24 protein-coding genes are annotated in these 25322 nt (G+C 72.8%); 6 read left to right on the top strand and 18 right to left on the bottom strand.

The annotated features are described in order from the left end of the window. Positions 1 to 3: 3 nt before the first annotated feature. From O4J56_RS06420 to pruA, 3 genes are all read right to left on the bottom strand, one after another. Positions 4 to 1809, bottom strand: a complete 1806-nt coding sequence (locus O4J56_RS06420) for a serine/threonine-protein kinase (RefSeq protein WP_270684311.1) — start codon at positions 1807 to 1809, stop codon at positions 4 to 6. After that, positions 1806 to 3398 carry a serine/threonine-protein kinase gene (locus O4J56_RS06415; RefSeq protein ID WP_270684309.1) on the bottom strand — a complete coding sequence of 531 codons (1593 nt, stop codon included), beginning with the start codon at positions 3396 to 3398 and terminating at the stop codon, positions 1806 to 1808. Before O4J56_RS06415 ends, O4J56_RS06420 begins: the two co-directional genes overlap by 4 nt. Positions 3399 to 3618: 220 nt before the next feature. After that, positions 3619 to 5247 (bottom strand): L-glutamate gamma-semialdehyde dehydrogenase, encoded by a 1629-nt coding sequence (gene pruA / locus O4J56_RS06410; RefSeq protein WP_270684368.1) that lies wholly within the window; start codon positions 5245 to 5247, stop codon positions 3619 to 3621. 144 nt (positions 5248 to 5391) lie between these two features. Between pruA and O4J56_RS06405 the strand changes: the two genes are divergently transcribed. Beyond that, positions 5392 to 6186, top strand: a complete 795-nt coding sequence (locus O4J56_RS06405; RefSeq protein WP_270684308.1) for a MerR family transcriptional regulator — start codon at positions 5392 to 5394, stop codon at positions 6184 to 6186. Positions 6187 to 6400: 214 nt separating this feature from the next. Here O4J56_RS06405 and O4J56_RS06400 read toward each other — a convergent pair whose 3' ends face one another. The 4 genes from O4J56_RS06400 to O4J56_RS06385 form a co-directional block, all read right to left on the bottom strand. Further along, a complete protein-coding gene (locus O4J56_RS06400) occupies positions 6401 to 6853 on the bottom strand; it encodes a DUF6912 family protein (RefSeq protein ID WP_270684306.1) in 453 nt (150 codons plus the stop codon). A 66-nt stretch (positions 6854 to 6919) separates the two neighbouring features. Beyond that, positions 6920 to 7390 (bottom strand): type II toxin-antitoxin system HicB family antitoxin, encoded by a 471-nt coding sequence (locus tag O4J56_RS06395; RefSeq protein ID WP_270684305.1) that lies wholly within the window; start codon positions 7388 to 7390, stop codon positions 6920 to 6922. After that, entirely contained in the window at positions 7387 to 7578 is a 192-nt protein-coding gene (locus O4J56_RS06390; protein WP_270684303.1) for a type II toxin-antitoxin system HicA family toxin, read from the bottom strand. Before O4J56_RS06390 ends, O4J56_RS06395 begins: the two co-directional genes overlap by 4 nt. A 162-nt stretch (positions 7579 to 7740) precedes the next feature. After that, positions 7741 to 8403: an HAD family hydrolase gene (locus O4J56_RS06385; RefSeq protein WP_270684301.1), complete on the bottom strand. Its 663-nt coding sequence runs from the start codon at positions 8401 to 8403 to the stop codon at positions 7741 to 7743. Positions 8404 to 8552: 149 nt separating this feature from the next. Between O4J56_RS06385 and O4J56_RS06380 the strand changes: the two genes are divergently transcribed. Continuing rightward, entirely contained in the window at positions 8553 to 9749 is a 1197-nt protein-coding gene (locus O4J56_RS06380; protein ID WP_270684299.1) for an acyl-CoA dehydrogenase family protein, read from the top strand. Between the two features lie 82 nt (positions 9750 to 9831). Here O4J56_RS06380 and O4J56_RS06375 read toward each other — a convergent pair whose 3' ends face one another. After that, positions 9832 to 11496 carry a glycoside hydrolase family 3 protein gene (locus O4J56_RS06375; protein ID WP_270684298.1) on the bottom strand — a complete coding sequence of 555 codons (1665 nt, stop codon included), beginning with the start codon at positions 11494 to 11496 and terminating at the stop codon, positions 9832 to 9834. Positions 11497 to 11617: 121 nt separating this feature from the next. Continuing rightward, positions 11618 to 12487, bottom strand: coding sequence for a polysaccharide deacetylase family protein (locus O4J56_RS06370; protein ID WP_270684296.1), 870 nt, complete (start codon positions 12485 to 12487; stop codon positions 11618 to 11620). An 84-nt stretch (positions 12488 to 12571) separates the two neighbouring features. Between O4J56_RS06370 and O4J56_RS06365 the strand changes: the two genes are divergently transcribed. Further along, positions 12572 to 12988 (top strand): MerR family transcriptional regulator, encoded by a 417-nt coding sequence (locus tag O4J56_RS06365; protein ID WP_270684295.1) that lies wholly within the window; start codon positions 12572 to 12574, stop codon positions 12986 to 12988. Here O4J56_RS06365 and O4J56_RS06360 read toward each other — a convergent pair. The 7 genes from O4J56_RS06360 to O4J56_RS06330 form a co-directional block, all read right to left on the bottom strand. After that, positions 12981 to 13421, bottom strand: coding sequence for a VOC family protein (locus O4J56_RS06360; RefSeq protein WP_270684293.1), 441 nt, complete (start codon positions 13419 to 13421; stop codon positions 12981 to 12983). The two genes, O4J56_RS06365 and O4J56_RS06360, sit on opposite strands and share 8 nt — an antisense overlap. 91 nt (positions 13422 to 13512) lie before the next feature. Next, on the bottom strand, positions 13513 to 15207 hold the full coding sequence (gene ptsP, locus O4J56_RS06355) for a phosphoenolpyruvate--protein phosphotransferase (protein ID WP_270684291.1): 1695 nt from the start codon (positions 15205 to 15207) through the stop codon (positions 13513 to 13515). Further along, positions 15207 to 15464 carry an HPr family phosphocarrier protein gene (locus O4J56_RS06350; RefSeq protein ID WP_270684290.1) on the bottom strand — a complete coding sequence of 86 codons (258 nt, stop codon included), beginning with the start codon at positions 15462 to 15464 and terminating at the stop codon, positions 15207 to 15209. The genes ptsP and O4J56_RS06350 overlap by 1 nt, the downstream gene beginning before the upstream one ends. 19 nt (positions 15465 to 15483) lie before the next feature. Then, complete coding sequence (locus O4J56_RS06345; protein WP_270684288.1) at positions 15484 to 16164, bottom strand: HAD family hydrolase; 681 nt, start codon at positions 16162 to 16164, stop codon at positions 15484 to 15486. Then, the gene (locus O4J56_RS06340; protein WP_270684286.1) at positions 16155 to 16607 is read right to left on the bottom strand and encodes a PTS sugar transporter subunit IIA; all 453 of its coding nucleotides are present in this window, start codon (positions 16605 to 16607) and stop codon (positions 16155 to 16157) included. The genes O4J56_RS06345 and O4J56_RS06340 overlap by 10 nt, the downstream gene beginning before the upstream one ends. A 60-nt stretch (positions 16608 to 16667) precedes the next feature. Continuing rightward, complete coding sequence (locus O4J56_RS06335; protein WP_017626437.1) at positions 16668 to 16904, bottom strand: glucose PTS transporter subunit EIIB; 237 nt, start codon at positions 16902 to 16904, stop codon at positions 16668 to 16670. A gap of 147 nt (positions 16905 to 17051) precedes the next feature. Further along, on the bottom strand, positions 17052 to 18095 hold the full coding sequence (locus O4J56_RS06330) for an SIS domain-containing protein (protein WP_270684284.1): 1044 nt from the start codon (positions 18093 to 18095) through the stop codon (positions 17052 to 17054). A gap of 159 nt (positions 18096 to 18254) precedes the next feature. On the opposite strand from O4J56_RS06330, the gene O4J56_RS06325 reads away from it, so the two are divergent. Next, positions 18255 to 18992 (top strand): GntR family transcriptional regulator, encoded by a 738-nt coding sequence (locus O4J56_RS06325; protein ID WP_408639090.1) that lies wholly within the window; start codon positions 18255 to 18257, stop codon positions 18990 to 18992. 98 nt (positions 18993 to 19090) lie between these two features. Beyond that, positions 19091 to 20497, top strand: a complete 1407-nt coding sequence (locus tag O4J56_RS06320) for a PTS transporter subunit EIIC (protein WP_408639089.1) — start codon at positions 19091 to 19093, stop codon at positions 20495 to 20497. Between the two features lie 74 nt (positions 20498 to 20571). Here the strand turns inward: O4J56_RS06320 and secA are convergent, their stop codons facing one another. Next, entirely contained in the window at positions 20572 to 23451 is a 2880-nt protein-coding gene (secA, locus tag O4J56_RS06315) for a preprotein translocase subunit SecA (protein ID WP_270684280.1), read from the bottom strand. A gap of 233 nt (positions 23452 to 23684) precedes the next feature. Here secA and O4J56_RS06310 point away from each other — a divergent pair, with 233 nt between their 5' ends. Further along, the gene (locus O4J56_RS06310) at positions 23685 to 24074 is read left to right on the top strand and encodes a hypothetical protein (protein ID WP_270684278.1); all 390 of its coding nucleotides are present in this window, start codon (positions 23685 to 23687) and stop codon (positions 24072 to 24074) included. Positions 24075 to 24166: 92 nt separating this feature from the next. Here O4J56_RS06310 and hpf read toward each other — a convergent pair whose 3' ends face one another. After that, the gene (hpf, locus tag O4J56_RS06305; RefSeq protein WP_270684277.1) at positions 24167 to 24817 is read right to left on the bottom strand and encodes a ribosome hibernation-promoting factor, HPF/YfiA family; all 651 of its coding nucleotides are present in this window, start codon (positions 24815 to 24817) and stop codon (positions 24167 to 24169) included. Positions 24818 to 25322: the final 505 nt, after the last annotated feature.

Here is a 25322-nt window from a genome sequence, read left to right as displayed (position 1 = left end):
CGGTCACCAGGCGGCGGGTTCGGAGCGGGTACGCACGAAGCGCATGACGGCCATCGGGCCGACGGCGAGCAGGGGGAGCGCGGCGAAGAACGTCAGCGGCCCCACGGCCGTCACGGCCATCGCCCACACGTTCCCTTCGTCGAAGGCGTACAGGTGCTGGCGGTTGACGTAGCCGATGGCCGTCAAGGCCGCGCAGGCGACGACCAGGAACCAGTACACGCACACGGCCACGGCCCAGTCGTGGACGGCCCGGACGCTCTTCTGTTCCAGCAGCCGCCTGTGCCGGTGCAGGACCACCGCGGCCGGTGCGAGGGCCAGAGCGACGACCAGGTTGACCGCCGTGTTCCCGACGGACGGCGCGTCGCCGAACGACGGGCCGAGGGCGGACTCGGCGGCGCTCCCGGACAGGACGAGCATGAGCAGGTCGGTGACGATCGTCAACGGCAGCCACAGCAGGCCGAAGAGGGGGCGGCCGATCAGCCAGGACCGGACCCAGGGGGCGACCTCGACGCGCCGCCCGGTGCCCGGCCCCGGCGGCGCGGAGCCGGTGGGCGCCGACGGCCCCTCCCACCCCTGACCGCCGAAGGAGGAGTCCATGACATCCCAGGGGTCCCAGCCGCCTGTGGTCCCGGACCACGGATCGGAGGCAGAGGAAGCGCTGGACGCGGAGAAGGCGTCGGAGGCATGGGACGCGTGACCGGGACCTGTCGTGGCCCCGTGAGGGTTTGAGGTGGCGGAGCCGGCGCCTCCCCAGGGTCCGGACCCGGGATCCGTCGTCCCGCCGTAGGGCGCCGAGGTGCCCCCGCCGCCTGAAGGCATGGAACCGGAGCCGCCTCCGGTCGGAGCCGTCGACGCCCCCGGGTCGAAACCCCCGGGCGGTCCCCCGGTTCCGGAACCGGTGCCAGTGGGTGCGGGGCCCGGACCACCGGGGTCCGTGGCGACACGCCCGCGCGCGGTCTCGGTGCCCAGGGCGAGCATCTGCTCCCCCATATTGGCGATGGACGTGACGACGTGCTCAGGGAGCCAGTGCCGCCCCGCACGGTCATGCTCCTCCGCCACCGCCAGTACGCGGGCGGCGGAGGGGCGCCGATCGGGTTCGGCTTCGAGGCACTCCTCCACCAAGGGGCGAAGCCTCTCCGGGACGCCGTCCAAGCCCGGGAACACCCCGCCCCTGGTCGGCATCGTCCCCGTGGCCGCGAAGGCGAGCACCAGGCCGAGGCTGTAGATGTCGCTGGCGCCGGTCAGCCGGTGTCCGGCGGTCTGCTCCGGTGAGGCGAACCCCGGTGTCCCGGGGTGGCGCCCCAGGTCGGTGATGGCCGTCCGCCCGTCCGCGTGCACGATGCCGAAGTCGATGAGCATCGGCCCCTGGGCGGAGAGCAGGACGTTGGAGGGTTTGAGGTCGCGGTGGTACAGCCCCTCCCCGTGCATGTCCTGCAGCGTGGCCGCCAGCCCGCGCGCCAGGCGCCACACGGTCCCCTCGGGCATCGGTGCGCCGTCCTCGACGGCGTGGCCGAGGGAGGGGCCGAGGACGAAGTCGGTGGCGTACCAGGGCCGTTCGGCGTCGACATCGGCCGCGACGAGGGGCACCGTGCCCCGGCCCCGCACCCGGCCGACGGTCTCCACCTCGCGGCGGAAGCGCGCCAGGGCCGCCGGGTGCTCGACCAGGCGCTCGTGAGCGGCCTTCAGGGCGACCCGGTTCCCCCAGCGGTCGACGGCCAGGAAGACCTCGCCCATCCCGCCCGCACCGAGCCGCCCCTTGAGGCGGTAGCCGCCGATCTCACGGGGATCGCCGGGGCTCAGCGGCTTCACCGCCGCGCCTCCTCTCTACGGAATCGCAGGAAGCGGACGACGGCCGCGGGCACCAGGTAGAAGGAGGCCGGGATCGCCAGGACCAGGCACAGCGACGCGTACGGGCCGAACTGGAAGTACGCATCCGTGTACTGGTCGAGAAACCAGCCCCCGCCGACGAACAGCCCGAACACCGCCCAGTGCACGAGCAGACCGGTGTGCCACAACCGCGCCAGGAACGGCGTGGGCGAGGGGAAAAGGCTCTTGACGGCCTGCAGCGCCCCTGCGAGGACGAGCAGTCCCACGTACACGCCCAATGTCGTCTTGACCAGCCACAGCTGTTCGGAGAACTGTGGTTCTCCCGCCAATGGGCCGGTCGTCACCTCGATGATGCCGAACACCATGGCGAAGATCGGGATGACCGTCAGTACGGCCCCCCAGAGGGGGTTGCCCACCACCCCCTTGTCCGAGGCCGGGCGACGGGGCGGCGACGACCGGGGACCGCCCGCGCCCGGACCCGCACCGGGGCGGGCAGCTGGGCCGGGCGGAGGGGGCGGCGGAGGCCCGGCGTCCCACCCGTCCGGCCGCACCTGTGTCCCCGCGCGGTACTGCGCGTGCGTCCACTCGCGGTACTGCGCGTGCGTCCACTCGCGGTACTGCGTGTGCGTCCACGCGCCCGGGGGCCGCTGCGCGCCCGGACCGAACCGCCCCTGCCCGCGGAACGGCCGCCGCCCGTCGGGGGGATGGGTCCCTGGGCCGCCTTCCTCCCGCAGGTTCAGATACCGCCGGCTGATCTCCCCGATGGACTCCTGGATCGCCTTCGGCAGCCAGTCGTCGGTCGGTGTGGCGTCCTGGCCGCGCGTCCAGGCGTGCAGGTCGTCCGCGCTCGGCCGGTCGGACGGGTCGTGGGCCAGGCAGCGCCGGATCACGCCCGCGAACGGCTCGTCCACCCCCTCCAGGCGGGGCTCGCTGCGCGCCGGAGGCGGGGCCCCCGTGGCGGCGTAGGCGAGGACCAGCCCGAGGCTGTAGATGTCGCTGGCCCCGCCGACCCGCCCCCCTTCGAGCTGCTCGGGGGACATGTAGGCGGGGGTCCCGATGCGGGCGCCCGTCGCGGTGAGCGTGGTGGCCTCGACGGCGTGCACGATCCCGAAGTCGATCAGCTGCGGCCCGTTCATGGACAGGACCACGTTGGCGGGCTTGATGTCGCGGTGGACGAACCCCTGCCGGTGCACGTGGCCCAGGGTCTCGGCGAGATCGGCGGCCAGCCGCCAGAGCGCGGGGAGGGGGAACCGGCCCACCTGCTTGACCGCCCCCTCCAGCGAAGGCCCGGGCAGGAACCGGGAGGCGTACCACGGGCGCCCGCCCAAGGTCCCGGAGTCGACGACCGGGAGCGTCCCCGGGGCGTCCAGCCGCTTGACGGTGGCGACCTCCCGCTCGAACCGCCGCAGGTATTCCGGCTTTCCGGAGTGCTCGGCCTGGATCGTCTTGATCGCCACGAAGTGGCCCTCGTCGCTCCGGCCGATGTAGACCGAGCCCATACCCCCGGCCCCGAGCCGTTCCAGAATGCGATAGGGCCCGATCTGCGGGGGCACCTCCCCTGGAACCCCCACCTTCCTTCCTCCGTCCCACTTTCGCCCCGCCGAACGCCGCGACGAATTGTGGCACAACGAGCCCCGAATTCCCTATACCGCGGGCAGCATCCGGCCACCGGTCCGCGGCGCCCGACGCCCTTCGTCACCGGCGGACACTCCAGAGTGACGAAAATGGAAACCGGAATCGGAAACGCGGCGGGGCCGCCCCTTCCGTGAATCGGAAAAGGCGCACCCCGCCTCACCCCATGTGCGGGTAGCGCCAATCCGTCGGCGGGACGAAGGACTCCTTCACCGCCCTGGGGCTCGCCCAGCGGACCAGGTTGAAGATGGACCCGGCCTTGTCGTTGGTGCCGGAGGCCCGCGCCCCGCCGAAGGGCTGCTGGCCGACGATCGACCCGGTCGGCTTGTCGTTGATGTAGAAGTTCCCGGCCGAGAAGCGCAGCGCCGCGTCCGCCTGCTCCACGGCCGCCCGGTCGCGGGCGATCACCGCGCCGGTCAGCGCGTACGGCGCCACGTCGGCCATCTGGGCGAGCACCTGCCCGTACCGGTCGTCGTCGTAGACGTGCACCGCCAGGATCGGCCCGAAGTACTCGGTGCGGAACACCTCGTCCTCGGGGTCGTCGCACTCCAGCACCGTGGGCTGGACGAAGTACCCCTCCGAGTCGTCGGCGCCGCCCCCGGTCAGGATCGTGATCGCGTCGGTGGCCTTGGCGCGGCGCAGCGCCTCGGCGTTCTTGGCGAACGCCCGGTCGTCGATCACCGCCCCCATGAACGTGGACAGGTCGCCGGTGACATCGCCCATGGTCAGCGCCTCGGTCTCGGACAGCAGGCCGTCCCGGAGCCGCGCCCACACGCTGCGCGGCACGTAGGCGCGCGAGGCCGCCGAGCACTTCTGCCCCTGGTACTCGAACGCCCCGCGGATCATGGCGGTGCGCAGCACGTCGGTGTCGGCCGAGGAGTGGGCGACGATGAAGTCCTTGCCGCCCGTCTCCCCCACGATGCGCGGGTAGGAGTGGTAGCGGTCGATGTTCTCCCCGGCGGTGCGCCACAGGTGCTTGAAGGTGCGGGTGGACCCGGTGAAGTGGATCCCCGCCAGGTCGGGCTGGGACAGCGCCACCCGGGACACCGCCTCGCCGTTGCCGGTGACCATGTTGATCACGCCGGGCGGCATCCCCGCCTCCTCCAGCAGCCGCATCAGCCACCACGCGGCCGTCGTCTGCGTCGGCGACGGCTTCCACACCACGGTGTTGCCCATCAGCGCCGGCGCGGTGGGCAGGTTCCCGGCGATCGCGGTGAAGTTGAACGGGGTGATCGCCAGCACGAAGCCCTCCAGCGGGCGCAGCTCCTGGCGGTTCCACACGCCGCGCGGCGACAGCGGCTGCTCGGCGTACAGGCGGCGGGCGAAGTGCACGTTGAACCGCCAGAAGTCGATCAGCTCGCAGGCGGCGTCGATCTCGGCCTGCTGCACCGACTTGGACTGGCCGAGCATGGTGGCGGCGTTGACCGTGGCCCGCCACGGCCCCGCCAGCAGGTCGGCGGCGCGCAGCAGCACGGCGGCGCGGTCGTCGATCGACATGGCCCGCCAGCCGGGCGCCGCCTCCCGGGCGGCGCCGATCGCGGCGCGCACGTCGTCGTCGGTGGCCTCGGGCATGCGGCCCAGGACATGGGAGTGCCGGTGCGGCACGACGGCGGGGAGGGTGGGACCGGCGCCCATGCGGCGCTCTCCCCCGATGGTCTGGTCGAGCTCGGCCTCGCCGCCGCTCAGCCGCACGATCTCGGCCTCCAGCAGGGCGCGCTCGGGCGTTCCCGGGGCGTGGGTCAGGTTCGGCTCGTTGACGGGCTCGGGCACGCGGGTCACGGCATCCATCGTCGCCTCCAGGACGGGTCTGCCGACTGGCATACCCTGCTCCGCGGCGCGGGTCACGCCCCGGCGGCCGACCATCGCCATCAGATCCCGACCTGCGGAAACGCGGCTTGAAGGTGACGCGGCGTCACGTTCTACGCTCGGTCCATGGCTCCCGGCGAGGCCGTCTACAAGGTCGGCGAACTGGCCCGGGCGTCCGGGCTCACGATCCGGACGCTGCGCTACTACGACCGGATCGGGCTGCTGCGGCCCACCCGGCGGACCGGTGGCGGGCACCGGGTGTACGGCGAGGGGGAGGTGCGGCGGCTCTACCGCATCCTGCTGATGCGCGGCGCGGGGCTGTCGCTCGGGGAGATCGGGCGGGCGCTGGACGACCCCGGCTGGGACCTGCCGGGGGCGGTCCGCGGCCACCTGTCCTCCCTGGACGGGCGGCTGGCCGCCGCGCACCGGCTGCGGGACCGGCTGTCGGCGATGGCGGCCACGCTCGACCGCGCCGACGTGCCCACGGCGGTGGAGTTCTTCGAGGCGATGGAGGAGATGACCATGCTGGACAGCGCGGTGCGGCGCCGGGTGTCGATCCTGGTGTACGACGACATCGAGGCGGTCCACGGCCACCTGGTCCGGGTGTTCGGCCTGGGCGCGGGGCCGCTGGCCCACGACGACGAGGGCAGGTGCGTGCACGGGGAGGTGGACGCGGGCGACGGCGTGATCTGGCTGCACCGCGAGGCCCCGGAGTACGGGTTGGAGTCCCCCCGGACCCTGGGGGCCGCCACGGCGACCACGGCGGTGATGGTGGAGTCGGTCGACGAGCACCACCGCCGCGCGGTCGCGGAGGGCGCGGAGATCGTGTACCCGCCGGTGGACCAGCCCTACGGGTACCGCGAGTACTCCGCCCGCGACCCGGAGGGCGGCCTGTGGTCGTTCATGGCGCCGCTGGGGTGAAGGCCTAACCGGAACCCCCGGGGAGGCGGCGGGGCCGCAGCGCGTTGTTCGAACCGCGCTGCACTGAGTAGCGTCGGACACCGACAGGAGACGCCCGCGCTCCGCTCCGCCCCGCCGTCCCCCCCTGGAGCGATATCCGCATGCCCCACCCCGCCCCGCTGTCCATCGAAGACCCCACCGAGATCGGCGGGTAGGGCACGCCCGCTACGGGCCCCTACTCCACCAGGTACTTCAGCTCCTGGACCGCGTACCACATCAGGTCGTGGTCGTCCTGGTGCCCGGCCTCGGGGTCGGCGACGGCACGGCCGATGCCCTCTTCGGCTCCGGCGTCGTCCACGTGCGCGGACGCCAGCTTCTTGTACGGCACCGACCCGTCGACCCGCACCGCCGCGGGGCCGCCCAGGTCGGCGTCCTCAGTGATCGCGGCCTCGGGCATGTCGGCGGCGAGCACGACGCGCCGCCGGGGCGCGCCGGGGTCGGCGGCCAGCAGGCGCAGGGAGGCGTCACCGGCCGAGAGCATGGCCTCGTACTCCAGCTCCTCGTCGTCGCCCCCGGTGGCCCGCAGGGCGCCGGTGACGGCGAACGCGGTCAGCGGCTCGCCCCCGACCCGCCCCTCGGCCAGGATCTCGGCGAGGACGGGCAGCGTGCACGGCAGGTAGATGCGCATGGGAGAAGTCTGCCAAAACCCACCCCCTGGACAGCCCGGGGACAGGCCGACCTGTGGACGACGTCCCTACCCGGCCGCCCGCCTCGGCGAGGAAGAGGAACGGCCTTCGCCTGTGGAGGAACGAACGGCCCCGCTGTTGTGCACACGGCCCCCGGCGTGCCTGGCCTTCTGGGCCGCCGCACGGAGCTGTGAGACACGCTGGTGCGAGATGCCGAGCATCCGGGCCGCATCGCGCTGCGACGCGCCTTGGGTCACGAGGGCCTCGATGGCCGCCCTCATGGCCTGCCCCTCCTCGGCCGCGGCCCGCTCCCGCTCGGCACGCGCCCGCTCCAGCCGTGCCAGCTCGTCGGCGACTGCCGTGATCTCCAATTCGACCTCGACGTCCGTGATCGGAAGGTCGAGAACGCCTGCGATCGCGTCGCGAGCCATCTCCCTCGCGTCGTCGAGGTCCCGTCCGAAGGTGTGGACACGGAGTTCGGGAACGTCGACAAGCCAGTGACGACCGTCCTTCTCACACTGGGCCCGGTAGGTCTTCACAGGTCCTCGACCTCCTTGATGATCCGGCGGGCAGTGGGTTCCGCGATGTCGGCATGGCGGGGTATGGCGAACCGGAAGCCGCTGACGCTGTAGATGTCGTGTCGACCGCCGTGCCGCACGAACACCAGCGTCGCCCCCTTGTCCGCCGCCGCCTTGCGCAGTGTCTCCAGTAGCTTCCGCTGCTTCATAGAGACGTGTCTATGTTACTAGGCACAACACGGCTAGCCATATAGACAACTCCGCAGTCCGCAGCGGGGAGATGCCGGGCATACCCCCTGACACCTCCCCGATGAGAGCGGTTCACCCCCGGGCCTCCGGGACACCCGAAACCACCCCGAGACGCGCCCGGGTCAGGTCCTCGCGGGGTGGAGGTCCGCTCCGAAGGCCTCGGCCAGGAGGTCGCGGGTGGTCGCCACGTCGGTGTGCAGGATGCCGGTCATCCCGAGCTCGATCGCGGCCGCGACGTTGTGCTCCAGGTCGTCGATGAACACGCACTCCCGCGGCTCCAGGCCCGCACGTTCGGCGGCCAGGTGGAAGATCTCCGGTTCGGGCTTGCGCATGCCCACCTCGCCCGAGATCACCACCGCGTCGAAGACTTCGGCGAACCGCTCGCGCGGGTAGCCGTTGCCCCACGAGTTCGACAGCAGCGCGGTCCGCACGCCCCGGCCGCGGGCCAGGCCCAGCACCTCGTACATCTCGTCCACGGGGTGGAAGGCCGAGAACATCCGGGCGATGAGCCCTTCCGCGGGGACCGGGCCGCCGTCCACCAGGCGCAGTTCGGCGGCCAGGGTCCGCTCGAACTCGGCGACGGGGAGCTCGCCCCGCTCCAGGGCGTGGATGGCGTTGCCGCCGCCCTCGGTCTCCCGCAGCCCGGCGAACCACTCCCGCATGACGGCGCCGTAGTGGTCGCGGTCGATGCGGTCGGCCGCCAGCCATGCGTCGATGGTGGGGCCCAGCGGGTCGGTCAGCACCCCGCCCCAGTCGGTGATGATGCCGCGCAGCGCGTGGGGCATGCGATCGCCTCCTCCGCCCCCGGGGGTCGGCGGTACCGGGGGACCGGCATTCTTCCCCGCCGGCCGCCCGCGAACCCTTCCCCCGCCCCGGGAAAATCGTCCGCCACCGGAAGATACCGACCGGTCGGTGAAGTGGCATACTCGACACCATGGACTTCGGACTCAGCCCCAAGGCCCGCGACCACCTGGCCCGCCTCGAAGAGTTCATGGACGACTGCGTCTACCCCGCCGAGCCCGAGTACCGGCGCTGGCGCGCCGAGGCCGGCCCCGACGACCACCGCCTCCCCCCGGTCATGGAGGAGCTGAAGGCTCAGGCGCGCAAGCGCGGCCTGTGGAACCTCTTCCTGCCCGACGTGGGCGGGCTGAGCGTCTCCGAGTACGCCCCGCTCGCCGAGGTGACCGGCCGCTCCCCCCTGGCCCCGCAGGCGCTGAACTGCTCGGCGCCCGACACCGGCAACATGGAGGTGCTGCACATGTTCGGCACCCCCGCGCAGAAGGAGCGGTGGCTGGAGCCGCTGCTGGACGGCCGGATCCGGTCCGCCTTCGCGATGACCGAGCCCGACGTGGCCTCCTCCGACGCCACCAACATCGCCACGTCGATCGTGCGCGACGGCGACTCCTACGTGGTCAACGGCCGCAAGTGGTGGATCAGCGGCGCCGCCGACCCGCGCTGCGAGGTCTTCATCCTCATGGGCAAGACCGACCCGGACGGCCCGGTGCACCGGCAGCAGTCCATGATCCTGGTGCCCCGGGACACCCCGGGCGTGGAGATCGTGCGCGCCCTCCCGGTCTTCGGCTACCAGGACCAGGAGGGCCACTGCGAGATCCGGTTCACCGACGTGCGGGTGCCCGCCGAGAACCTCATCTCCGGGGAGGGCGACGGCTTCATGATCGCCCAGGCCCGGCTCGGCCCCGGCCGCGTCCACCACTGCATGCGGGCGCTGGGCGTGGCCGAGCGCGCGCTGGAGCTGATGGTCGACCGCGCGAAGAACCGCGTGGCCTTCGGCGCCCCGCTGGCCGAACAGGGCGTGGTGCAGCAGCAGATCGCCGAGTCGCGGCTGGCCATCGACCAGGCGCGGCTGCTCGTCATGAAGACCGCCTGGCTGATCGACGAGTACGGCACCAAGGAGGCCCGCAACGAGATCGCGGCCATCAAGGTCGCCGCGCCCCGCGCCGCACTGGAGACCGTCGACCGCGCCATCCAGGTGCACGGCGGCGCCGGCGTGAGCGACGACGTCCCGCTGGCCCTGATGTACGCGCACACCAGGGCGATGCGCATCTTCGACGGCCCCGACGAGGTCCACCTGCGCTCGCTGGCGAAGCGGGAGCTGAAGAAGCGCTCCTAACGCTTGTTGATCTCGGGGAAGTCGGGCCTATGGTGTCCGTTTTTACCCCGAGTTCCCCGAGATCAACGGCAGGGGCGCGGGCTCAGTACGACAGGCCGTCGCCGTACTCCATCCCCGTCTCCGGGATCGGGACCGGCAGCTTCCCCTTCGGGTCCACCTCTCCGGCGATGGCGCGGGCCGCCGCCGTCCGGGACACCGGGACCGACGAGTACACCGCCAGGTACGCGTCGACGTCCGGAAGCGCCTGCAGGTCGTACGGCGTCCCCTGGGCCACCACGGCCACCGGCGCTCCCCCGGACGCCGCCTTCTCGACGGCCCGGCGCTGCTCGGCGTCGCCGCGCGCCCCGTTCGTGCCGACCACCACCAGGTCCGCACCGGACGCCGAACCGGTGGTCCGCACGCCCAGGTCCTCCAGCGCCGCCGAGATCTCCTCGGCCCCGGCGCCCTGCACTGCGACCTGCGCCCCCTCGTCCACCGGCAGCACGCCGCCCTCGTTGCGCAGCATCGTCACCGACGCGTCGGCGAGGTCCTGGGCGGCCTGGGCGGTGTCGTCGGAGGAGAACACCTCCGCCGCCTTGCCCGCGTCGACCGGCCCGGCGTCGAGGATGCCCCGCTTGGCCTTCAGCTCCAGGATCCGGCGCACCGACTCGTCCAGCCGGTCCTCGCTGATCCGCCCCTCGTCCACCGCCGAGCGCACCGCGGAGAACGCCGCCTGCGGGTCCGGCGGCATCAGCAGCTGGTCGGCCCCGGCCTCGACCGCCCGGACCGCGACCTCCCCGTCGTCGTGGGTCTGCCGCACGCCCTCCATGTTGAGGGCGTCCGTGGTGACCACCCCGTCGTAGCCCAGCTCGTCGCGGAGCACCCCGTCGATGACCTTCGGCGAGAGCGTGGCCGGCTCACCCGAGTCGTCGAGCGCGGGCATGACCACGTGCGCGGTCATGATCGCGTCGGCCCCGGCCTCCACCGCGTCGGCGACGGGCGGCAGGTCGTCGCGCTCCCAGTCGGCCCGGTCCTTCTCGATGACGGGCAGGCCGGTGTGGCTGTCGGTGCCGGTGTCCCCGTGCCCGGGGAAGTGCTTGACCACCGGCACCACGCCGCCGTCGGCGAACGCCCCCGCCTCGGCCGACGCCATCTGCCCGACCAGCCCCGGGTCGGCCCCGAACGAGCGGATGCCGATCACCGGGTTGTCGGCGTTCGTGTTCACGTCGGCGACCGGCGCGTAGTCCAGATTGATGCCCACCGCCGCCAGCTCGGCGGCGGTGGCCGAGGCCAGCGCCTCGGCCTGCCCGGTGTCCCGGGTCGCGCCGACCGCCATGGCGTCGGGGAAGCGGGTGCCCTCCTCCAGCCGGGCCACCATGCCCTGCTCCTGGTCGACGCCGATCATCAGGGGCACCCCGGCCCCCTCCGCGGCGGCCGTCTCCTGCAGCCCGTTGGACAGCTCGGCGATCTCGGCCGGGGAGCCCAGGTTCTCCGGGAAGTAGATCAGCCCGCCGGGCCGGTGGTCGGCGATGGCCCGGGCGTTCTCGTCCGGCGTGGTGCCCGCGGCGTTGAGCACGAACAGCTGCCCCACCTGGTCGTCCAGGGACATCTCCCCCAGCACGGACTCGGCGCGCTCGGCCGCCTCGGCGTCGGTGGCCGGGGGCGCCGACCCGCCGCCGTCCCCGGGCCCGTCGCCCCCGGAGGTGCAGGCGGTGGTCAACAGCAGCAGGCCCGCACCGAGCGGCGCGAGGCGGCGGAGCGCGGACATGGCGGTCTCTCCGGCGGGGTCGACGGGAACGGTCGGCGGGGGAAAGGCGCGGGCCGCGTCCTGGGCCCGCTGATGGACTGTACCGCCGCCGACGGCCCGCACCGGCCCGCGCTCCGGCGCGTCACCCGCCCGACGGCACCGTCCGTGTGTAGTGGTCGGCGATCTCGTCGCTGGTGGTCAGCCACACCCCGGGGTGGTTGGCCACGTACTCCAGGGCCCGGTCGAGGTACTTGTGCCGGAACGCCTGCCCGATGACGAACGGGTGCAGCGCCAGCGCCATGACCCGCCCGCCGTCGGCGGCGTCCTCGTAGAGCTGGTCCACCTGGTCCTCGACGATCCGGACGAAGTCCGGGCCGCTCAGGCTCTTGCCGAGGAACAGGCCGATGTCGTTGAGCTCCACCGAGTACGGCACGCTCAGCATCCCGGGCACCTTCAGCCGGTAGGGCCGGTCATCGTTGGTCCAGTCGAGCACGTAGTCCAGGCCGAGCTCGGCCAGCAGCCCCGGCGTCCGGAAGGACTCGGTGAGCGCCGGCCCCATCCACCCGCGGGGCCGCCGCCCGGTGGCCCTCTCGATGGTGCCGACCACCTCGGCCAGGTAGGCGCGCTCCTCGCCGGGGTCCACATCCTGCTGGAAGACGGCGTTGTTCCTGCCGTGGGCGAGCCAGGCCCAGTCGCGCTCCCGCCCCGCCTCGATGATCTGCGGGTAGTGCACGGCGGCCTCGGAGTTCAGCAGCGCGCTGGCACGGATGCCGTGCCGGTCCAGGGCACCGAGCAGGCGCCAGAACCCCACCCGGGGGCCGTAGTCGCGCCAGCCGTAGTTCAGCGGGTCCGGCACCAGGTGCGCGGTCCCCGGGAAGGTGCTGGTCGAAGGGGCGTCGACCGGGTAGTGCTCGATGTTCAGTCCGACGTAGAACGCCACCCGGGCACCCCCGGGCCACTGGAGCGGTTCCCGCTCGGTGATGGGGCTGTAGTCGAAGAGCTGCTGGTCCATCTCGGATCCCCTCGCAATGCGGGCGTCGCTGCTTTCGGGGACTACCCTCGAACCCTCACACATGTGTGAAGGTCAAGGGGGGACATGCGGATCGGAGAGCTGTCGCGGCGCACCTCGACGTCGCGCCGACTGCTGCGCTACTACGAGGAGCAGGGGCTGATCGCCGCGGATCGCGCCCCCAACGGCTACCGGGAGTACGACGAGCGCTTCGTCGACCGGGTCCTGCAGATCAGGGGGCTGCTCGACGCGGGGCTGCCGACCAGGATCATCAGGCAGATCCTGCCCTGCCTCGACAAGCCGCGGACCATCTACTTCCCCGACGCCACCCCCGAGATGCTCGCGACACTGCGCCACGAGCGGGACCGGATGACCGAGCGGATCCGGTTCCTGACCCGCAACCGGGACGCGATCGACGACTACCTGGACGCGGTGATCGCCTACGGCGGAGGGGACGGAGGACCGGACTCCGACGTGGGCCCCCGTCCGGCCGCGCTCACCTGAGCTCCTGGGCCAGAGCGATGATGACGCCCTCGGGGCCGGTCATGTAGCAGAGGCGGTAGACGTCCTCGAAGTCGGCGATCTCGCCCACGAGCTCGCCCCCGTGGCCGCGCAGGCGCTCCACGGTGTCCTCGATGTCGTCGACGGCGAACATGACGGTGCGCATCCCGATCACGTTCGGCTGCGAGGGCCCCGGCTCGGGGACGGCCGCCTCCGGGGCGCGGTACCGCGCCAGCTCGATCTTCCCGTTGCCGTCGGGGGTCCGCAGCATGGTGACCTCCGACCGCATGCCCTCGATCCCGACGACGCGGCCCGCCCACTCGGCGTCGATGGGCATCGCCCCCTCGACCTCCATGCCCAGCTCGACGAAGTACGCCGTGGCCGCCTCGATGTCGCCGACGACGATGCTGACGTGGTCCATCCTCTGAATCGCCATGGGGCGACCGTAGAGGGCACCGACGACGGTTTCCGGGAGGAACGGCGCCGGGGCCGCCCACCGGGTCGGTGGGCGGCCCCGGGCAGGTCCCCTACAGCCCCAGCTCGGCCACGCCGGGCAGGGCCTCGCGGGCCGCGCGCTTGGCCTCGTCGGCGCCCGGAGCGTCCAGGGCGGCGCTCGCGGCCGCCTTGCACTCCTCCAGGGTCGCGCGGCCCAGCGCCGCACGGACCAGCGGCAGCGCCGACGCCCCCATCGACAGGGTGGTCACCCCGGCGCCCACCAGGACGCAGGCCAGCAGCGGGTCGGCGGCGGCCTCCCCGCACACCCCGCACGGGCGGTCCGCCGCGGCGGCGGCGCGCGCCGTGGTGGCGATCAGCTCCAGCACCCCCGGCTGCCAGGGGTCCTGGAACCGGCCCAGCCCGCCCGCCTCGCGGTCGGCGGCGCAGGCGTACTGGGTCAGGTCGTTGGTGCCGATGCTGAAGAAGTCCGCGCTGCGGGCCAGGTGGCGCGCGCCCAGCGCGGCCGCCGGAACCTCCACCATGACGCCCGCGTGCTCGATCCCGGCCTCCCGCGCGCGCTCGGCGAACCAGGCGGCGTCCTCGGCGTCGGTCACCATCGGCGCCATCACGTTGAGCACCGCCTGCGCACCGCCGGCCGCCTCGGCCAGCGCCGAGAGCTGGGAGGAGAGCATCTCCGGGTGGCGGCGCATCATCCGCAGGCCGCGCACGCCCAGGGCCGGGTTGGGCTCCTCCCCGGGCGGCGGCAGGAAGGCCAGCGGCTTGTCGGCACCGGCGTCCAGGGTGCGCACCACGACCTTGCTCCCGGCCGGGAACGCGTCCAGCACCGTCCGGTAGGCCTCCACCTGCTCCTCGTGGCCGGGGGCGTCGCCCCGGTCCAGGAACAGGAACTCGGTCCGGTACAGGCCCACCCCTTCGGCGCCGTTCTCCAGCGCCGCCGGGAGGTCCTTGGGACCGCCGATGTTGGCCAGCAGCGGCACCCGGTGGCCGTCGGCGGTGGCGCCGGGCCCACCGCTGTTCGCCGCGGCGGCCTCGCGGGCGGCCTGGCGGGCGGTGGCCCGCCCGACCTGCTCGTCCGTGGGGTCGGCGACGACCAGGCCGCCGGTCCCGTCGACGAGCAGCTCGGTGCCGTCGGTGATGCGGTCGGCCGCCTCCCCCGCGACCACCGCGGGCAGCCCGAGGGAGCGGGCCAGGATCGCCGAGTGGCTGGTGGGCCCGCCCTCGCGGGTGACGAACGCCAGGACCTTGGCCGGGTCGAGGGTGGCGGTGTCGGCCGGCGCCAGGTCGGCGGCGACCAGCACGAACGGGGTGTCGGACTCGGGCACCCCGGGGACCGGCACCCCCATCAGCCGGGCGACGATCCGGTCGCGCACGTCGTCCAGGTCGGCGACCCGGGCGGCCATGTACTCCCCGGCCGAGGCGAGCATGTCCCGGTACACGGCGAAGGCGTCGGCGACCGCGCGGGCGGCGGCCGCGCCCTCGCCGACGCGGCGGCGCACGTCGTCGGCCAGGGCCGGGTCGCGCGCCATCAGCGCCTGCGCCGACAGCACCTCCTGGGCCTGCCCTCCGGCGCGCTCACCGCGCGCGGACAGGTCCTGGGCGGTGGCCTCCATCGCCTCCAGCGCCCGGTCCGTCTCGGCCCCGGCATCGCCCTCGAAGCCGCCCGCGGGCGGCTCGGGCACCGAACGGGCCAGGCGCAGCGCCGGGCCGTGCCCGACGCCGGGGCTGACCCCGGTGCCCTGCAGCTCCTCGCCCGCCGACCGCCCCATCAGGCGGCACCCGCGATCTCGGCCAACCGGTCGAGCACCGTGTCGGCGTCCTCGCCGTCCACGCGGATGGTGATCTCGTCACCGTGGCGCACGTCCAGGCCCATCACGGCCAGGATGCTCTTGGCGGACACGGGGGCGCCGTCCCCCTTGGCGACGGTCGCCTCCCCCGGCGCCTTCGAGGCGGCCTCGACGAACAAGGCCGCGGGGCGGGCGTGCAGCCCGACCTCGGATTCGACTTTCACGCGGCGCTCTGCCACAGCTGGCTCCTTGGTTTCCTCATGCCTCGGCGCGGCCGGTCCCGGCGGGCGGGGGCCAGCCCGTCTCCGTCAGGTGATCGACCACCAGGTCGGCACCGTACAGTGTCTCTCGGGCGTGGGTGGTGGTGATCCCCACCACACCCATTCCGGCCCTGCGGCCGGCCTCCACCCCGGCGGGGGTGTCCTCGAAGACGGTGATCCGCTCGGGCGGCACCCCCAGGATCCGCGCCCCCGCCAGGTACCCCTCCGGGTCGGGCTTGCCCGCCGCCACGTCGCCGGCGGTGACCAGCCCGGTGAACAGCTCGGCGATCCCGGCCATGCCCAGCGCGGTCTGGGCCCACTCGCGCCCGGCGGAGGTCACCAGCGCGATCGGCACGCCGCGGGCGTGCAGGGACTGCACGAACTTCACCGACTCGGGCAGCACCTCCACCGGCGGCAGGTCCGGCGCGGACCCGATGCGCTGCAGCTCGACCAGGAGCACGTCCCAGGTCACCCCGGGGAACAGGGAGGGGTCCTCGGCGATGACGTCGGGCCCGCGCCGCCCCATGAAGCGGTGCAGCACCTCCCGGTCACAGGGCCGTCCGTGCTCCTGGAGCAGGCGCGCCCAGACCTCCATGGACCGGGGCTCGCTGTTGACGATCGTGCCGTCCAGGTCGAAGAGGGCACCGCGCCCGGCGGCGCCGTCCGTGCTCACCGCCATGCGAACAGGGCGGTGGCCCCGGCCTGCACCGCGCCGGACTCCACCGTGTCCAGCACCGTGTCCTTGGGGGCGTCCAGGGCGACGACGGGCACCGCCGGGGAGCGGCCGCCCTGCTCGACCTCGGCGGGGTTCCAGCGCACCAGCGGCGCACCGGCCTCGACCGCGTCGCCCTCGGCGGCCAGGGTCTCGAAGCCCTCCCCCTTGAGATCGACGGTGTCGATGCCCAGGTGGACCAGGACGCCCTTGCCGTCGGCGCCCGCGATGACGAAGGCGTGCGGGTGCAGCTTGACGATGGTGCCCGCGATGGGCGCGACCGCGGTCTGCGGGGCGCGCTCCGGGTCGACCGCGGTGCCGGGGCCGACCATCCCCTGGGAGAAGACGGGGTCGGGGACGCCGGCCAGTCCGGTGGCGTTCCCCGGGACGGGAGAGAGGACTTCGAGCATGGTGGGCACCTCCCGGTGCGGGGCGCGGGCCGGGTGTGCGGCCCGCGCCGGGTGCGGATGTCAGTCGAGGATGTCGTTGATGTCGTCGGTGAGCGCGTCGGCCTCCGGGCCGACCACGACCTGGACGACCTTGCCCTGGGAGAGGACGCCGTGGGCGCCGGCCGCCTTCAGGGCCGCCTCGTCCACCTTGGACGGGTCCTCCACCTCGGTGCGCAGGCGCGTGATGCACGCCTCGATCTCGGTGATGTTGTCGGCGCCGCCGAGCCCGGCGACGATCGCGGCTGCCTTGTCGGCCATTGTGGTTCCTTGCCTTCTTCGAGGTTCCGGCGGGCCGCCCGCGCCCGCGGGCGGTCGGGGACCGGCGCGACCTGCCGGTCCAAGCAGAGCTTAAGCGCACGCGGCGTGCGGCCGAAGCCTTCGGCCGCCCCGCCCGCCGCGTGGGCCTCAGGAGGTCTGAGTGACCTTGCCCAGCCCGCGGGGCGCGTCGGGGTTGTAGCCCAGGCGGCGCGCCAGCCGCTCGGTGAGCAGCTGGGCGGGGACGATCAGGCCGATGGGCGCGGTCCACTCGGGCATGTCCGGCCCGGGCAGGGCCAGGTCGCAGGCCGACGCCAGGGTGGAGCCGCCGCCGATGCCGTAGACCGGGGCCCCGGCCGAGGAGACCCGCTCGGCGAGGGCGGCGGTGCCCGGCAGGGTCGGCCCGGAGTTCGCCGCCACCAGGATCGCCGGGGTGTCCTGGTCGACCACGGCGATGGGGCCGTGCAGCAGGTCGGCGTAGGACAGGCCCATCGCGTGCAGGTAGCAGGCCTCCTTGAGCTTGAGGGCGGCCTCCAGCGCGGTGGAGAAGGCCATGCCGCGCCCGGAGACGACCGCGCCGGGCACCGGCGCCAGCCGCTCGGCCAGCTCGTCGACCCCGTCGCCGGGGGCGGCCAGCAGCTCCTCGATGGCGTCGGGGACGGCGTTGAGCTCGCCGGGGTCCAGGTCGGCGCCCAGGCCCAGGGCCAGCACCGCCAGCGCGGCGAGCTGGGTGGTGTAGGTCTTGGTGGCGGGCACCGCCAGCTCGTCCCCGGCCCGGGTGACCAGGGCCAGGTCGGCGGCCTCGGCCAGGGGGGAGCCCAGGCCGTTGGTGACGGCGACGGTGCGGGCGCCGCAGTCGGCGGCCCAGGACATGGTGTCGACGATCTCCTCGGTGCGGCCGGACTGGGAGATCGCCACGGCGAGCACCCCGTCCAGGTCGACCTTGGAGCCGTAGGTGGTGGCGATGGACGGCGAGGCCAGGGTGGCCAGCCGTCCGGCGTGCGCCTGCAGCAGGTAGGAGCCGTACACGGCGGCGTTGTCGGAGGAGCCGCGGGCGATGAACAGCACCTGCCGGGTGCTGCGGCCCAGCTCGCCCAGGGCGCCGGTGAGCGGCGTCAGCTCGTCAAGGGTGCGGCGCAGCGCAGCGGGCTGCTCGGCGATCTCGGAGCGCATCACGCTCGTCGTCGTGGTCATCAGGCATCTTCCCCATCGCTGGTGCCGCCGGGAGGCGCCGGCGCCCGTGTTAATCGCTGATCGGCCGGGAACGGATCGGCACACGACGATGTACTCTGGTCTAGTCCGGCCTATACCAGTCATACCAGAACGTCCCACCAGCGAACAGGCGACTCGATCATGATCGACCCCACGAGCCCCGTGCCCAAGTACGCGCAGCTGAGGGACCTGCTGCTGGACTGGATCGACGAACGCGGACTCGCCGTGGACGACCCGATCCCCTCCGAGCGCGAGCTCGGCAACCGCTACGGGCTCTCCCGGATGACCGTCCGCCAGACCGTGGACGTGATGGTCTCCGAGGGCAAGCTCTACCGCGTGCCGGGCAAGGGCACCTTCGTGGCCCGGCCCAAGATCGCCATGCCCCTCGAACTGGCCTCGTTCACCGAGGATATGCGGGCACGCGGGTTCACACCCGGATCCCGCGACCTGGCGCGCCGCACCTCCCCGGCCTCCGCGCACACCGCGCGGCTGCTCGACCTGCCCCCCGGGGACCCGGTCCTCCACATCGAGCGGCTGCGCACGGCCGACGGTGAACCGATGGCGGTGGAGCGCACGACGCTGCCGCTGGCACCGCTGCCCGGACTGGAGCGCGTCCCCCTCGCCGACCGCTCCCTCTACCGGATCCTGGAAGAGGAGTACGGGATCCTCCTCGACTCGGGCGAGCAGACCATAGAAGCAGGGATCTGCGACCCCGCAGACGCGAAGCTGCTCGGGCTGGCCACGGGCAGCCCGGTGCTGTCCATGCAGCGCCGCAGCTTCTGCAAGGGGGTCTGCATGGAGCTGGCCGTGTCCAGCTACCGCGCGGACCGCTACCAGCTGCATTCGCGTCTGGACCCGCGGCGCCCCTCCGGCGGCTGACCCCGGGCGGCCGTCCCGCCCGCGCACCCGCCGCCGGACGCGCCCCGCACACGCGTCGGCGCCGCCATCCCATCCGTCCGCACCACATGGAGGACCAGTTGAGTTCCACGAAATCCGCCGAGAGCGGCGCGGGAGCGGGATCCTCGCTCCTCGGGCTGCTCCAGCGCATCGGGCGAAGCCTGATGATGCCCATCGCCGTGCTGCCGGCGGCGGCGATCCTGCTGCGGCTGGGCCAGGGCGACATGCTCGGCGCCAACGGGCCCGAGCCCGGCGGCCTGGCCGACGTCTCCGGCATGGGCTGGATGGAGCCGGTCGCCGGGGTGATCGGCACCGCCGGCGACTCGCTCTTCCAGGCGCTGCCGCTGCTGTTCGCGGTCGGTGTGGCCATCGGCTTCGCCAAGAAGGCCGACGGCTCCACCGCGCTGGCCGCCGTGGTCGGCTACATGGTCTTCGACCGGGTGACCAAGTACCTGTTCTTCAACTTCGACCCCAGCGGCGAGCTGAAGGGGTCGGTCACCGCGTTCGACGACGCCGGCGGCGAGGTGATCAACTGGGGCGTCAAGAACCCCACCGACGTGCTCGGCGGCATCGCGATCGGCATCCTGGCCGCGGTGCTGTGGCAGCGCTACTACAGGATCAAGCTGCCCTCCTGGCTGGGCTTCTTCGGCGGGCGCCGGTTCGTCCCGATCATCACCGCGGTCTCGTCCCTGCTGCTGGCGGTCGTCTTCGGCTTCGTCTGGCCCACCGTCGGCGGCTGGATCAACGACCTGGGCACCTGGATCGTGGCCTCGGGCCCGCTGGGCGCCGGCGTCTACGGCGTCGTCAACCGCCTGCTGCTGCCCTTCGGCCTGCACCACATCGTCAACTCCGTGGTCTGGTTCGTCTTCGGCAGCTACGAGAACCCGGCCACCGGCGAGGTCGTCAACGGCGAGATCAACCGCTACCTGGCCGGGGACCCCACCGCCGGCGGCTTCCTGTCCGGCTTCTTCCCGGTGCTGATGTTCGGCCTGCCCGCCGCCGCCATCGCGATGTGGCGCGCCGCGCACCCGAGCCAGCGGGCCGCGGTCGGCGGCATCATGATCTCGGCGGCGCTGACCGCCTTCGTCACCGGCATCACCGAGCCGATCGAGTTCGCGTTCATCTTCATCGCGCCGGTGCTGTTCGCGGTGCACGTGGTGCTGACCGGCATCTCGATGGCGATCCTGAACGCGCTCGACGCCCACCTGGGCTTCGGGTTCTCCGCGGGCCTGATCGACCTGCTGCTCAACTCCTTCAAGTCCAACACCACCGGACTGGTGTGGATCCTGGGGCTGGGCGTGGTGTACTTCGCGCTCTACTACGCGGTGTTCACGTTCCTGATCAAGAAGCTCAACCTGCCCACGCCGGGCCGTGAGCCGATCGAGGAGGGCGCCTCCGTGGCGGCCAACCCCGACCAGCCGGGCGGCCCGGCCGCCCCGGCCGACGGCGGGACCGCCTCCGGCGGCAAGGGCGAGGGCACGGGCTGACGCCCGGGCGCCGAGCCCGCACGCATGAGGGGAGCCCCCGGCCGACCGGCCGGGGGCTCCCCTTCTTCACGCGGCTACTTGTTCTTCGGGTCGCCGTGGCACTTCTTGAACTTCTTGCCCGACCCGCAGGGGCAGGGGGCGTTGCGCGGCGTCCCGGCGTAGGAGTCCTCCACCGTCTCGGTCCGCTTGTCCACCCCGCCGTCCTCGGAGGGGGCGGAGTACTGCAGCCGGTCCGGGCCGCGGTCGCCGCCGAAGCCCGGGACCACGACCTCCTCGGCGGCGGACTCCGAGGCGTCGGCGCCGTCCTCGCCGGTGTCGGTGGCGGCCCCGTCCTCCTCGGTGTCCACCCCGGCGGCCTCGGCCTCCTCCTTGGAGGCGGTGCCGACGGCCGCGGACACCGCGGCGCCGTTGGCGGCCGCGGCCGCCGCGGCGGAGGAGGCGCTGACCTTCTCCTTGCCCTTGACCTGCACCTCGACGGTGAAGATGTGGCCGACCGCCTCCTCCTTGATGGCGGCCAGCATCTCCTGGAACATGTCGTAGCCCTCCCGCTGGTACTCGATCAGCGGGTTGCGCTGGGCCATGGCGCGCAGGCCGATGCCCTCCTGGAGGTAGTCCATCTCGTACAGGTGCTCGCGCCACTTGCGGTCCATCACCTGCAGCACGATGCGCCGCTCGACCTCGCGCATCGCCTCCGAGCCCAGTTCCTCCTCGCGCTTGGCGTAGGCGGCGTGCGCGTCCTCGCGGACCCGCTCGGAGATCAGGTCCGGGGACAGCGAGCCCAGCCCGCCGTTCTCCTCGATGAGGTCGTCGACGGTGAAGGTGATCGGGAAGACCTGCTTGAACGCGGTCCACAGACGGTCCAGGTCCCAGTCGCCGGCGTCGCCCTCGGCGGTGGCCGAGCGCACGTAGGCGTCCAGCACGTCGTCGATCATCCCGGCGACCTGCTCCTGCAGGTCGGCGCCCTCCAGCACCTTGCGGCGCTCGGAGTAGATGACCTTGCGCTGCCGGTTGAGCACCTCGTCGTACTTCAGGACGTTCTTGCGGATCTCGAAGTTCTGCGCCTCGACCTGGGTCTGCGCGCTCTGGATCGCCTTGGTGACCATGCTGGAGGCGATCGGCTGGTCGTCCGGGAAGTTGGTGCGCTCCATGATCATCTCGACCCGGGCGCTGTTGAACATCCGCATCAGGTCATCGCGCAGCGACAGGTAGAACCGGCTCTTGCCGGGGTCGCCCTGGCGCCCGGAGCGGCCGCGCAGCTGGTTGTCGATGCGCCGCGACTCGTGCCGCTCGGTGCCCAGCACGTACAGCCCGCCGGCCTCGACGACCTGCTCGTGCTCGGCGGCGACCTCCTTCTCGGCCTTCTCCAGCGCCTCCGGCCAGGCGGCCTCGTACTCCTCGGGGGTCTCCAGCGGGGCCAGGCCGCGCGCCTGCAGCTCCTCGTCGGCCATGAACTCGGCGTTGCCGCCGAGCATGATGTCGGTGCCGCGGCCGGCCATGTTGGTGGCCACGGTGACCGCGCCCAGGCGCCCGGCGCGGGCCACGATCGAGGCCTCACGCGCGTGGTTCTTGGCGTTGAGCACCTCGTGCGGCACGCCCTGGCGCTTGAGCATCTTGGACAGCAGCTCGGACTTCTCCACGCTGGTGGTGCCGACCAGGACCGGCTGGCCCTCCTCGTGGCGCTCGGCGATGTCCTCGACGATCGCGTCGAACTTGCCCTCCTCGTGCTTGTACACGAGGTCCTTCTCGTCCACGCGGACCATCGGCTTGTTGGTGGGGATGGGCACCACGCCGATGCCGTAGGTCTGGTGGAACTCGGCCGCCTCGGTCTCGGCGGTACCGGTCATGCCCGAGAGCTTCTCGTAGAGGCGGAAGTAGTTCTGCAGCGTGATCTTGGCGAGCGTCTGGTTCTCGTCCTTGATCTTCACGCGCTCCTTGGCCTCGATGGCCTGGTGCATGCCCTCGTTGTAGCGGCGGCCCCGCAGCACGCGCCCGGTGAACTCGTCGACGATGAGCACCTCGCCGTCGTTGACGATGTACTCCTTGTCCTTGCGGTAGAGCTCCTTGGCCTTGATCGCGTTGTTCAGGAAGGAGACCAGCGGCGTGTTCGCGGGCTCGTACAGGTTCTCGATGCCCAGCTGGTCCTCGACCTTGGCGACGCCGGACTCGTTGATGCCGACGGTGCGCTTCTTCTCGTCGACCTCGTAGTCCTCGTCCCGGCGCAGGCGCGGGGCGAGCTTGGCGAAGACCTCGTACCAGCGGGAGTTCTGCTGGGCCGGGCCGCTGATGATCAGCGGGGTGCGCGCCTCGTCGATGAGGATGGAGTCGACCTCGTCGACGATGGCGAAGTGGTGGCCGCGCTGCACGAGCGCGTCCGGCGAGTGCGCCATGTTGTCGCGCAGGTAGTCGAAGCCGAACTCGTTGTTGGTGCCGTAGGTGACGTCGGCGGCGTAGGCCGCGCGGCGCGCCTCGGGCTTCATGTCCGGGCTGATCACCCCGACCTCGAGGCCGAGCAGCTGGTAGATGCGGCCCATGTTCTCGGCGTCGCGGCGGGCCAGGTAGTCGTTGACGGTGACCACGTGCACGCCGTCGCCGGTGAGCGCGTTCAGGTACACCGGCAGGGTGGAGGTCAGGGTCTTGCCCTCACCGGTCTTCATCTCGGCGATGTTGCCGAGGTGCAGCGCGGCCCCGCCCATGATCTGGACGTCGAAGTGGCGCTGGCCGAGGGTGAGCTGGGCGGCGCGGCGGACCGTGGCGAAGGCCTCGGGGAGCAGGTCGTCGAGCTTCTCTCCGTCCTTGAGGCGCTCCCGGTACTCGTCCGTGAGCTCGCGGAGCTCGGCCTCGGTGAGGTCGGCGAAATCTTCCTCGATCGAGTTGACCTGGTCCGTGAGCTTCTTCAGCTTGCGCAGGATCTTGCCTTCTCCCGCGCGGAGGACCTTGTCGATTATGCCTGGCACTTGCTCTGCGCTCCTCAGCAGATCGGGGCCCGCGTCCGGAGGCGGGACGGTGTCCTTGACCCCCAGCCTTCCATCCTAGGTGAGCTTATTGCCTCACCGTCCCGCCCGCGTCTCACACCTACGGCGCCGGGCGTGCGGGCAGGGGTCCGCCTCGGGGTATATCCCGAGGAGAAGGGGTGTCCGCGCAGGCCGCGGACCACGGTTCAGGGGCACGGCGAAGGGGGGAGCCCGCCATGACCGATCGGCGCGAGCGCGAGGAGGCCGCCGGACGGGACGCCGGACGCTACGACGCCCGCATCCGCGGCTACCAGCGGGAAGGGGGGCGCTTCGCACCGACCAGCAGCCACCGCGGCCGGGGCCGCTCCTGGGCCGGGGTGGCGCTGGTGGTGGCCGGCGCCCTGGCCGCGGCGCTGGCGATGGTGACCGGGACGCCGTGGCTGCTGGCCGCGGCGGCGGTGGCGGCCCTGGCCGGGCTGGCCGTGTGCGTGGCCGGGGACATCTTCACCGACGTGGTGCTGGACGACCCGCACCGGGAGTCGGAGGAGCCGCACACCACGCCGCTGCACAAGATCAAGGAACGGGACCGGGAGCTGGAGGCCGAGCGCCGCCGGGCCGGTGCCTGAGCCCCGCACGGGGGGACCGACAGGAGCGACAGGCGGAGGGGCGGCGCGCCGGGCGCGCCGCCCCTCACCACCGGTGGTGCACGGGGGCCGGGTCAGTCCGTCAGCCGGATGACGCCGTAGTTGAAGCCCTTGCGCCGGTAGACGACGCTGGGGGCGTCCTTGTCCTCGTCGTGGAACAGGTAGAAGTCGTGGCCCACGAGCTCCATCTCCATGAGGGCCTGGTCGATGCTCATGGGCTTGGCCGAGTGCGACTTCTCCCGCACGATGAGCGGGGCCTCGCCCTGGGTGTCCAGCTCGACGAACTCGTCGTCGAACCGCGCCTCCTCACCGGAGGGCTGCGCCGGGGCGGACGGCGCCGGGACCGCGACCGCGCCCGGGGCACCCGGTTCGGCCAGGTCGGCGGTGGCGGCCGCCACCGAGACCGGGGCGCGCCGCCCCTTGCCGACCTTGCGCCGGTCCACGGCCTTGCGCAGCCGGGACTCCACCCGGTCCAGCGCGAGGTCGAGGGCGCCGTAGCGGTCGTCGGCCGACGCCTCACTGCGGATGACCGGGCCGGTGGAGTGGATCGTCAGCTCGATGCGCTCGCTCTGGGACGCCTGACGCGGGTTGCGCTCCCGGGAGACCTCGACGTCCACGCTCATGCCCTTGCGCTCCCACTTGGAGAGCTTGGTGAGCTTGTTCTCGACGTGCTGCCGGAACTTGTCGCTGATCTCGGTACGTCGCCCCTTGACGATGATGTCCACAAGACCCCCTTGATCGCTCAGCCGCCGCGGCGCGGCGGCCAGGCCGTTGGTGCATCCCCGCGCGCGGAGCGCGCGGGAAGGGCTCCTCCTTCCGCCCGACCGGCCCCGCCGGGGTCCGGACGGCTCGCGACGGCTCGCTATGGCTTTGCGTATACCCCGGATCGCGGCCATGATCACCCGTGCATCGTGTGGCAGAGGCCCAGTTCACGGTAGGGAACACCACATTCGGGACGTCCGCGCCCCAGGGCGCGGCCCGGTCCGGGGGAAGAGGATGCCACCCGCCCGGCCGACCTGGTCTTCGTCCCCACATCCGCCTGCTGAGGGGTCCGCCGCTTCGCGTGCGACTACTGCCCTTCTCCCGCGGCCGAGGGTCATCCGGACCCTCTGCGAGGCAGGTCTTACCTCTAAGGCGCACCGTGATCGGTCGACGAAAAGTCGCCTTACGTGGGCCGTTTCGCCTGCGCCTGGCATCGGCTTGCCGCGGTCCGCTCCGCCTTCCGGCGCA

Source organism: Nocardiopsis endophytica, assembly GCF_027706725.1.
GTDB lineage: Bacteria > Actinomycetota > Actinomycetes > Streptosporangiales > Streptosporangiaceae > Nocardiopsis_A > Nocardiopsis_A endophytica.
This window is presented reverse-complemented; position numbering and strand designations above follow the sequence as displayed.

Excerpts from the sequence above, each read along its gene's own strand:
- O4J56_RS06345 (WP_270684288.1), bottom strand. The coding sequence starts at position 16,164 with ATGGCGGTGAGCACGGACGGCGCCGCCGGGCGCGGTGCCCTCTTCGAC.
- O4J56_RS06360 (WP_270684293.1), bottom strand. The coding sequence starts at position 13,421 with ATGGCGATTCAGAGGATGGACCACGTCAGCATCGTCGTCGGCGACATC.
- O4J56_RS06365 (WP_270684295.1), top strand. The coding sequence starts at position 12,572 with ATGCGGATCGGAGAGCTGTCGCGGCGCACCTCGACGTCGCGCCGACTG.
- O4J56_RS06385 (WP_270684301.1), bottom strand. The coding sequence starts at position 8,403 with ATGCCCCACGCGCTGCGCGGCATCATCACCGACTGGGGCGGGGTGCTG.
- O4J56_RS06335 (WP_017626437.1), bottom strand. The coding sequence starts at position 16,904 with ATGGCCGACAAGGCAGCCGCGATCGTCGCCGGGCTCGGCGGCGCCGAC.
- O4J56_RS06375 (WP_270684298.1), bottom strand. The coding sequence starts at position 11,496 with ATGTCCGCGCTCCGCCGCCTCGCGCCGCTCGGTGCGGGCCTGCTGCTG.
- O4J56_RS06325 (WP_408639090.1), top strand. The coding sequence starts at position 18,255 with ATGATCGACCCCACGAGCCCCGTGCCCAAGTACGCGCAGCTGAGGGAC.
- ptsP (WP_270684291.1), bottom strand. The coding sequence starts at position 15,207 with ATGGGGCGGTCGGCGGGCGAGGAGCTGCAGGGCACCGGGGTCAGCCCC.
- O4J56_RS06370 (WP_270684296.1), bottom strand. The coding sequence starts at position 12,487 with ATGGACCAGCAGCTCTTCGACTACAGCCCCATCACCGAGCGGGAACCG.
- O4J56_RS06380 (WP_270684299.1), top strand. The coding sequence starts at position 8,553 with ATGGACTTCGGACTCAGCCCCAAGGCCCGCGACCACCTGGCCCGCCTC.
- O4J56_RS06390 (WP_270684303.1), bottom strand. The coding sequence starts at position 7,578 with ATGAAGCAGCGGAAGCTACTGGAGACACTGCGCAAGGCGGCGGCGGAC.
- O4J56_RS06310 (WP_270684278.1), top strand. The coding sequence starts at position 23,685 with ATGACCGATCGGCGCGAGCGCGAGGAGGCCGCCGGACGGGACGCCGGA.
- O4J56_RS06405 (WP_270684308.1), top strand. The coding sequence starts at position 5,392 with ATGGCTCCCGGCGAGGCCGTCTACAAGGTCGGCGAACTGGCCCGGGCG.
- O4J56_RS06400 (WP_270684306.1), bottom strand. The coding sequence starts at position 6,853 with ATGCGCATCTACCTGCCGTGCACGCTGCCCGTCCTCGCCGAGATCCTG.
- pruA (WP_270684368.1), bottom strand. The coding sequence starts at position 5,247 with ATGGATGCCGTGACCCGCGTGCCCGAGCCCGTCAACGAGCCGAACCTG.
- O4J56_RS06330 (WP_270684284.1), bottom strand. The coding sequence starts at position 18,095 with ATGACCACGACGACGAGCGTGATGCGCTCCGAGATCGCCGAGCAGCCC.
- O4J56_RS06340 (WP_270684286.1), bottom strand. The coding sequence starts at position 16,607 with ATGCTCGAAGTCCTCTCTCCCGTCCCGGGGAACGCCACCGGACTGGCC.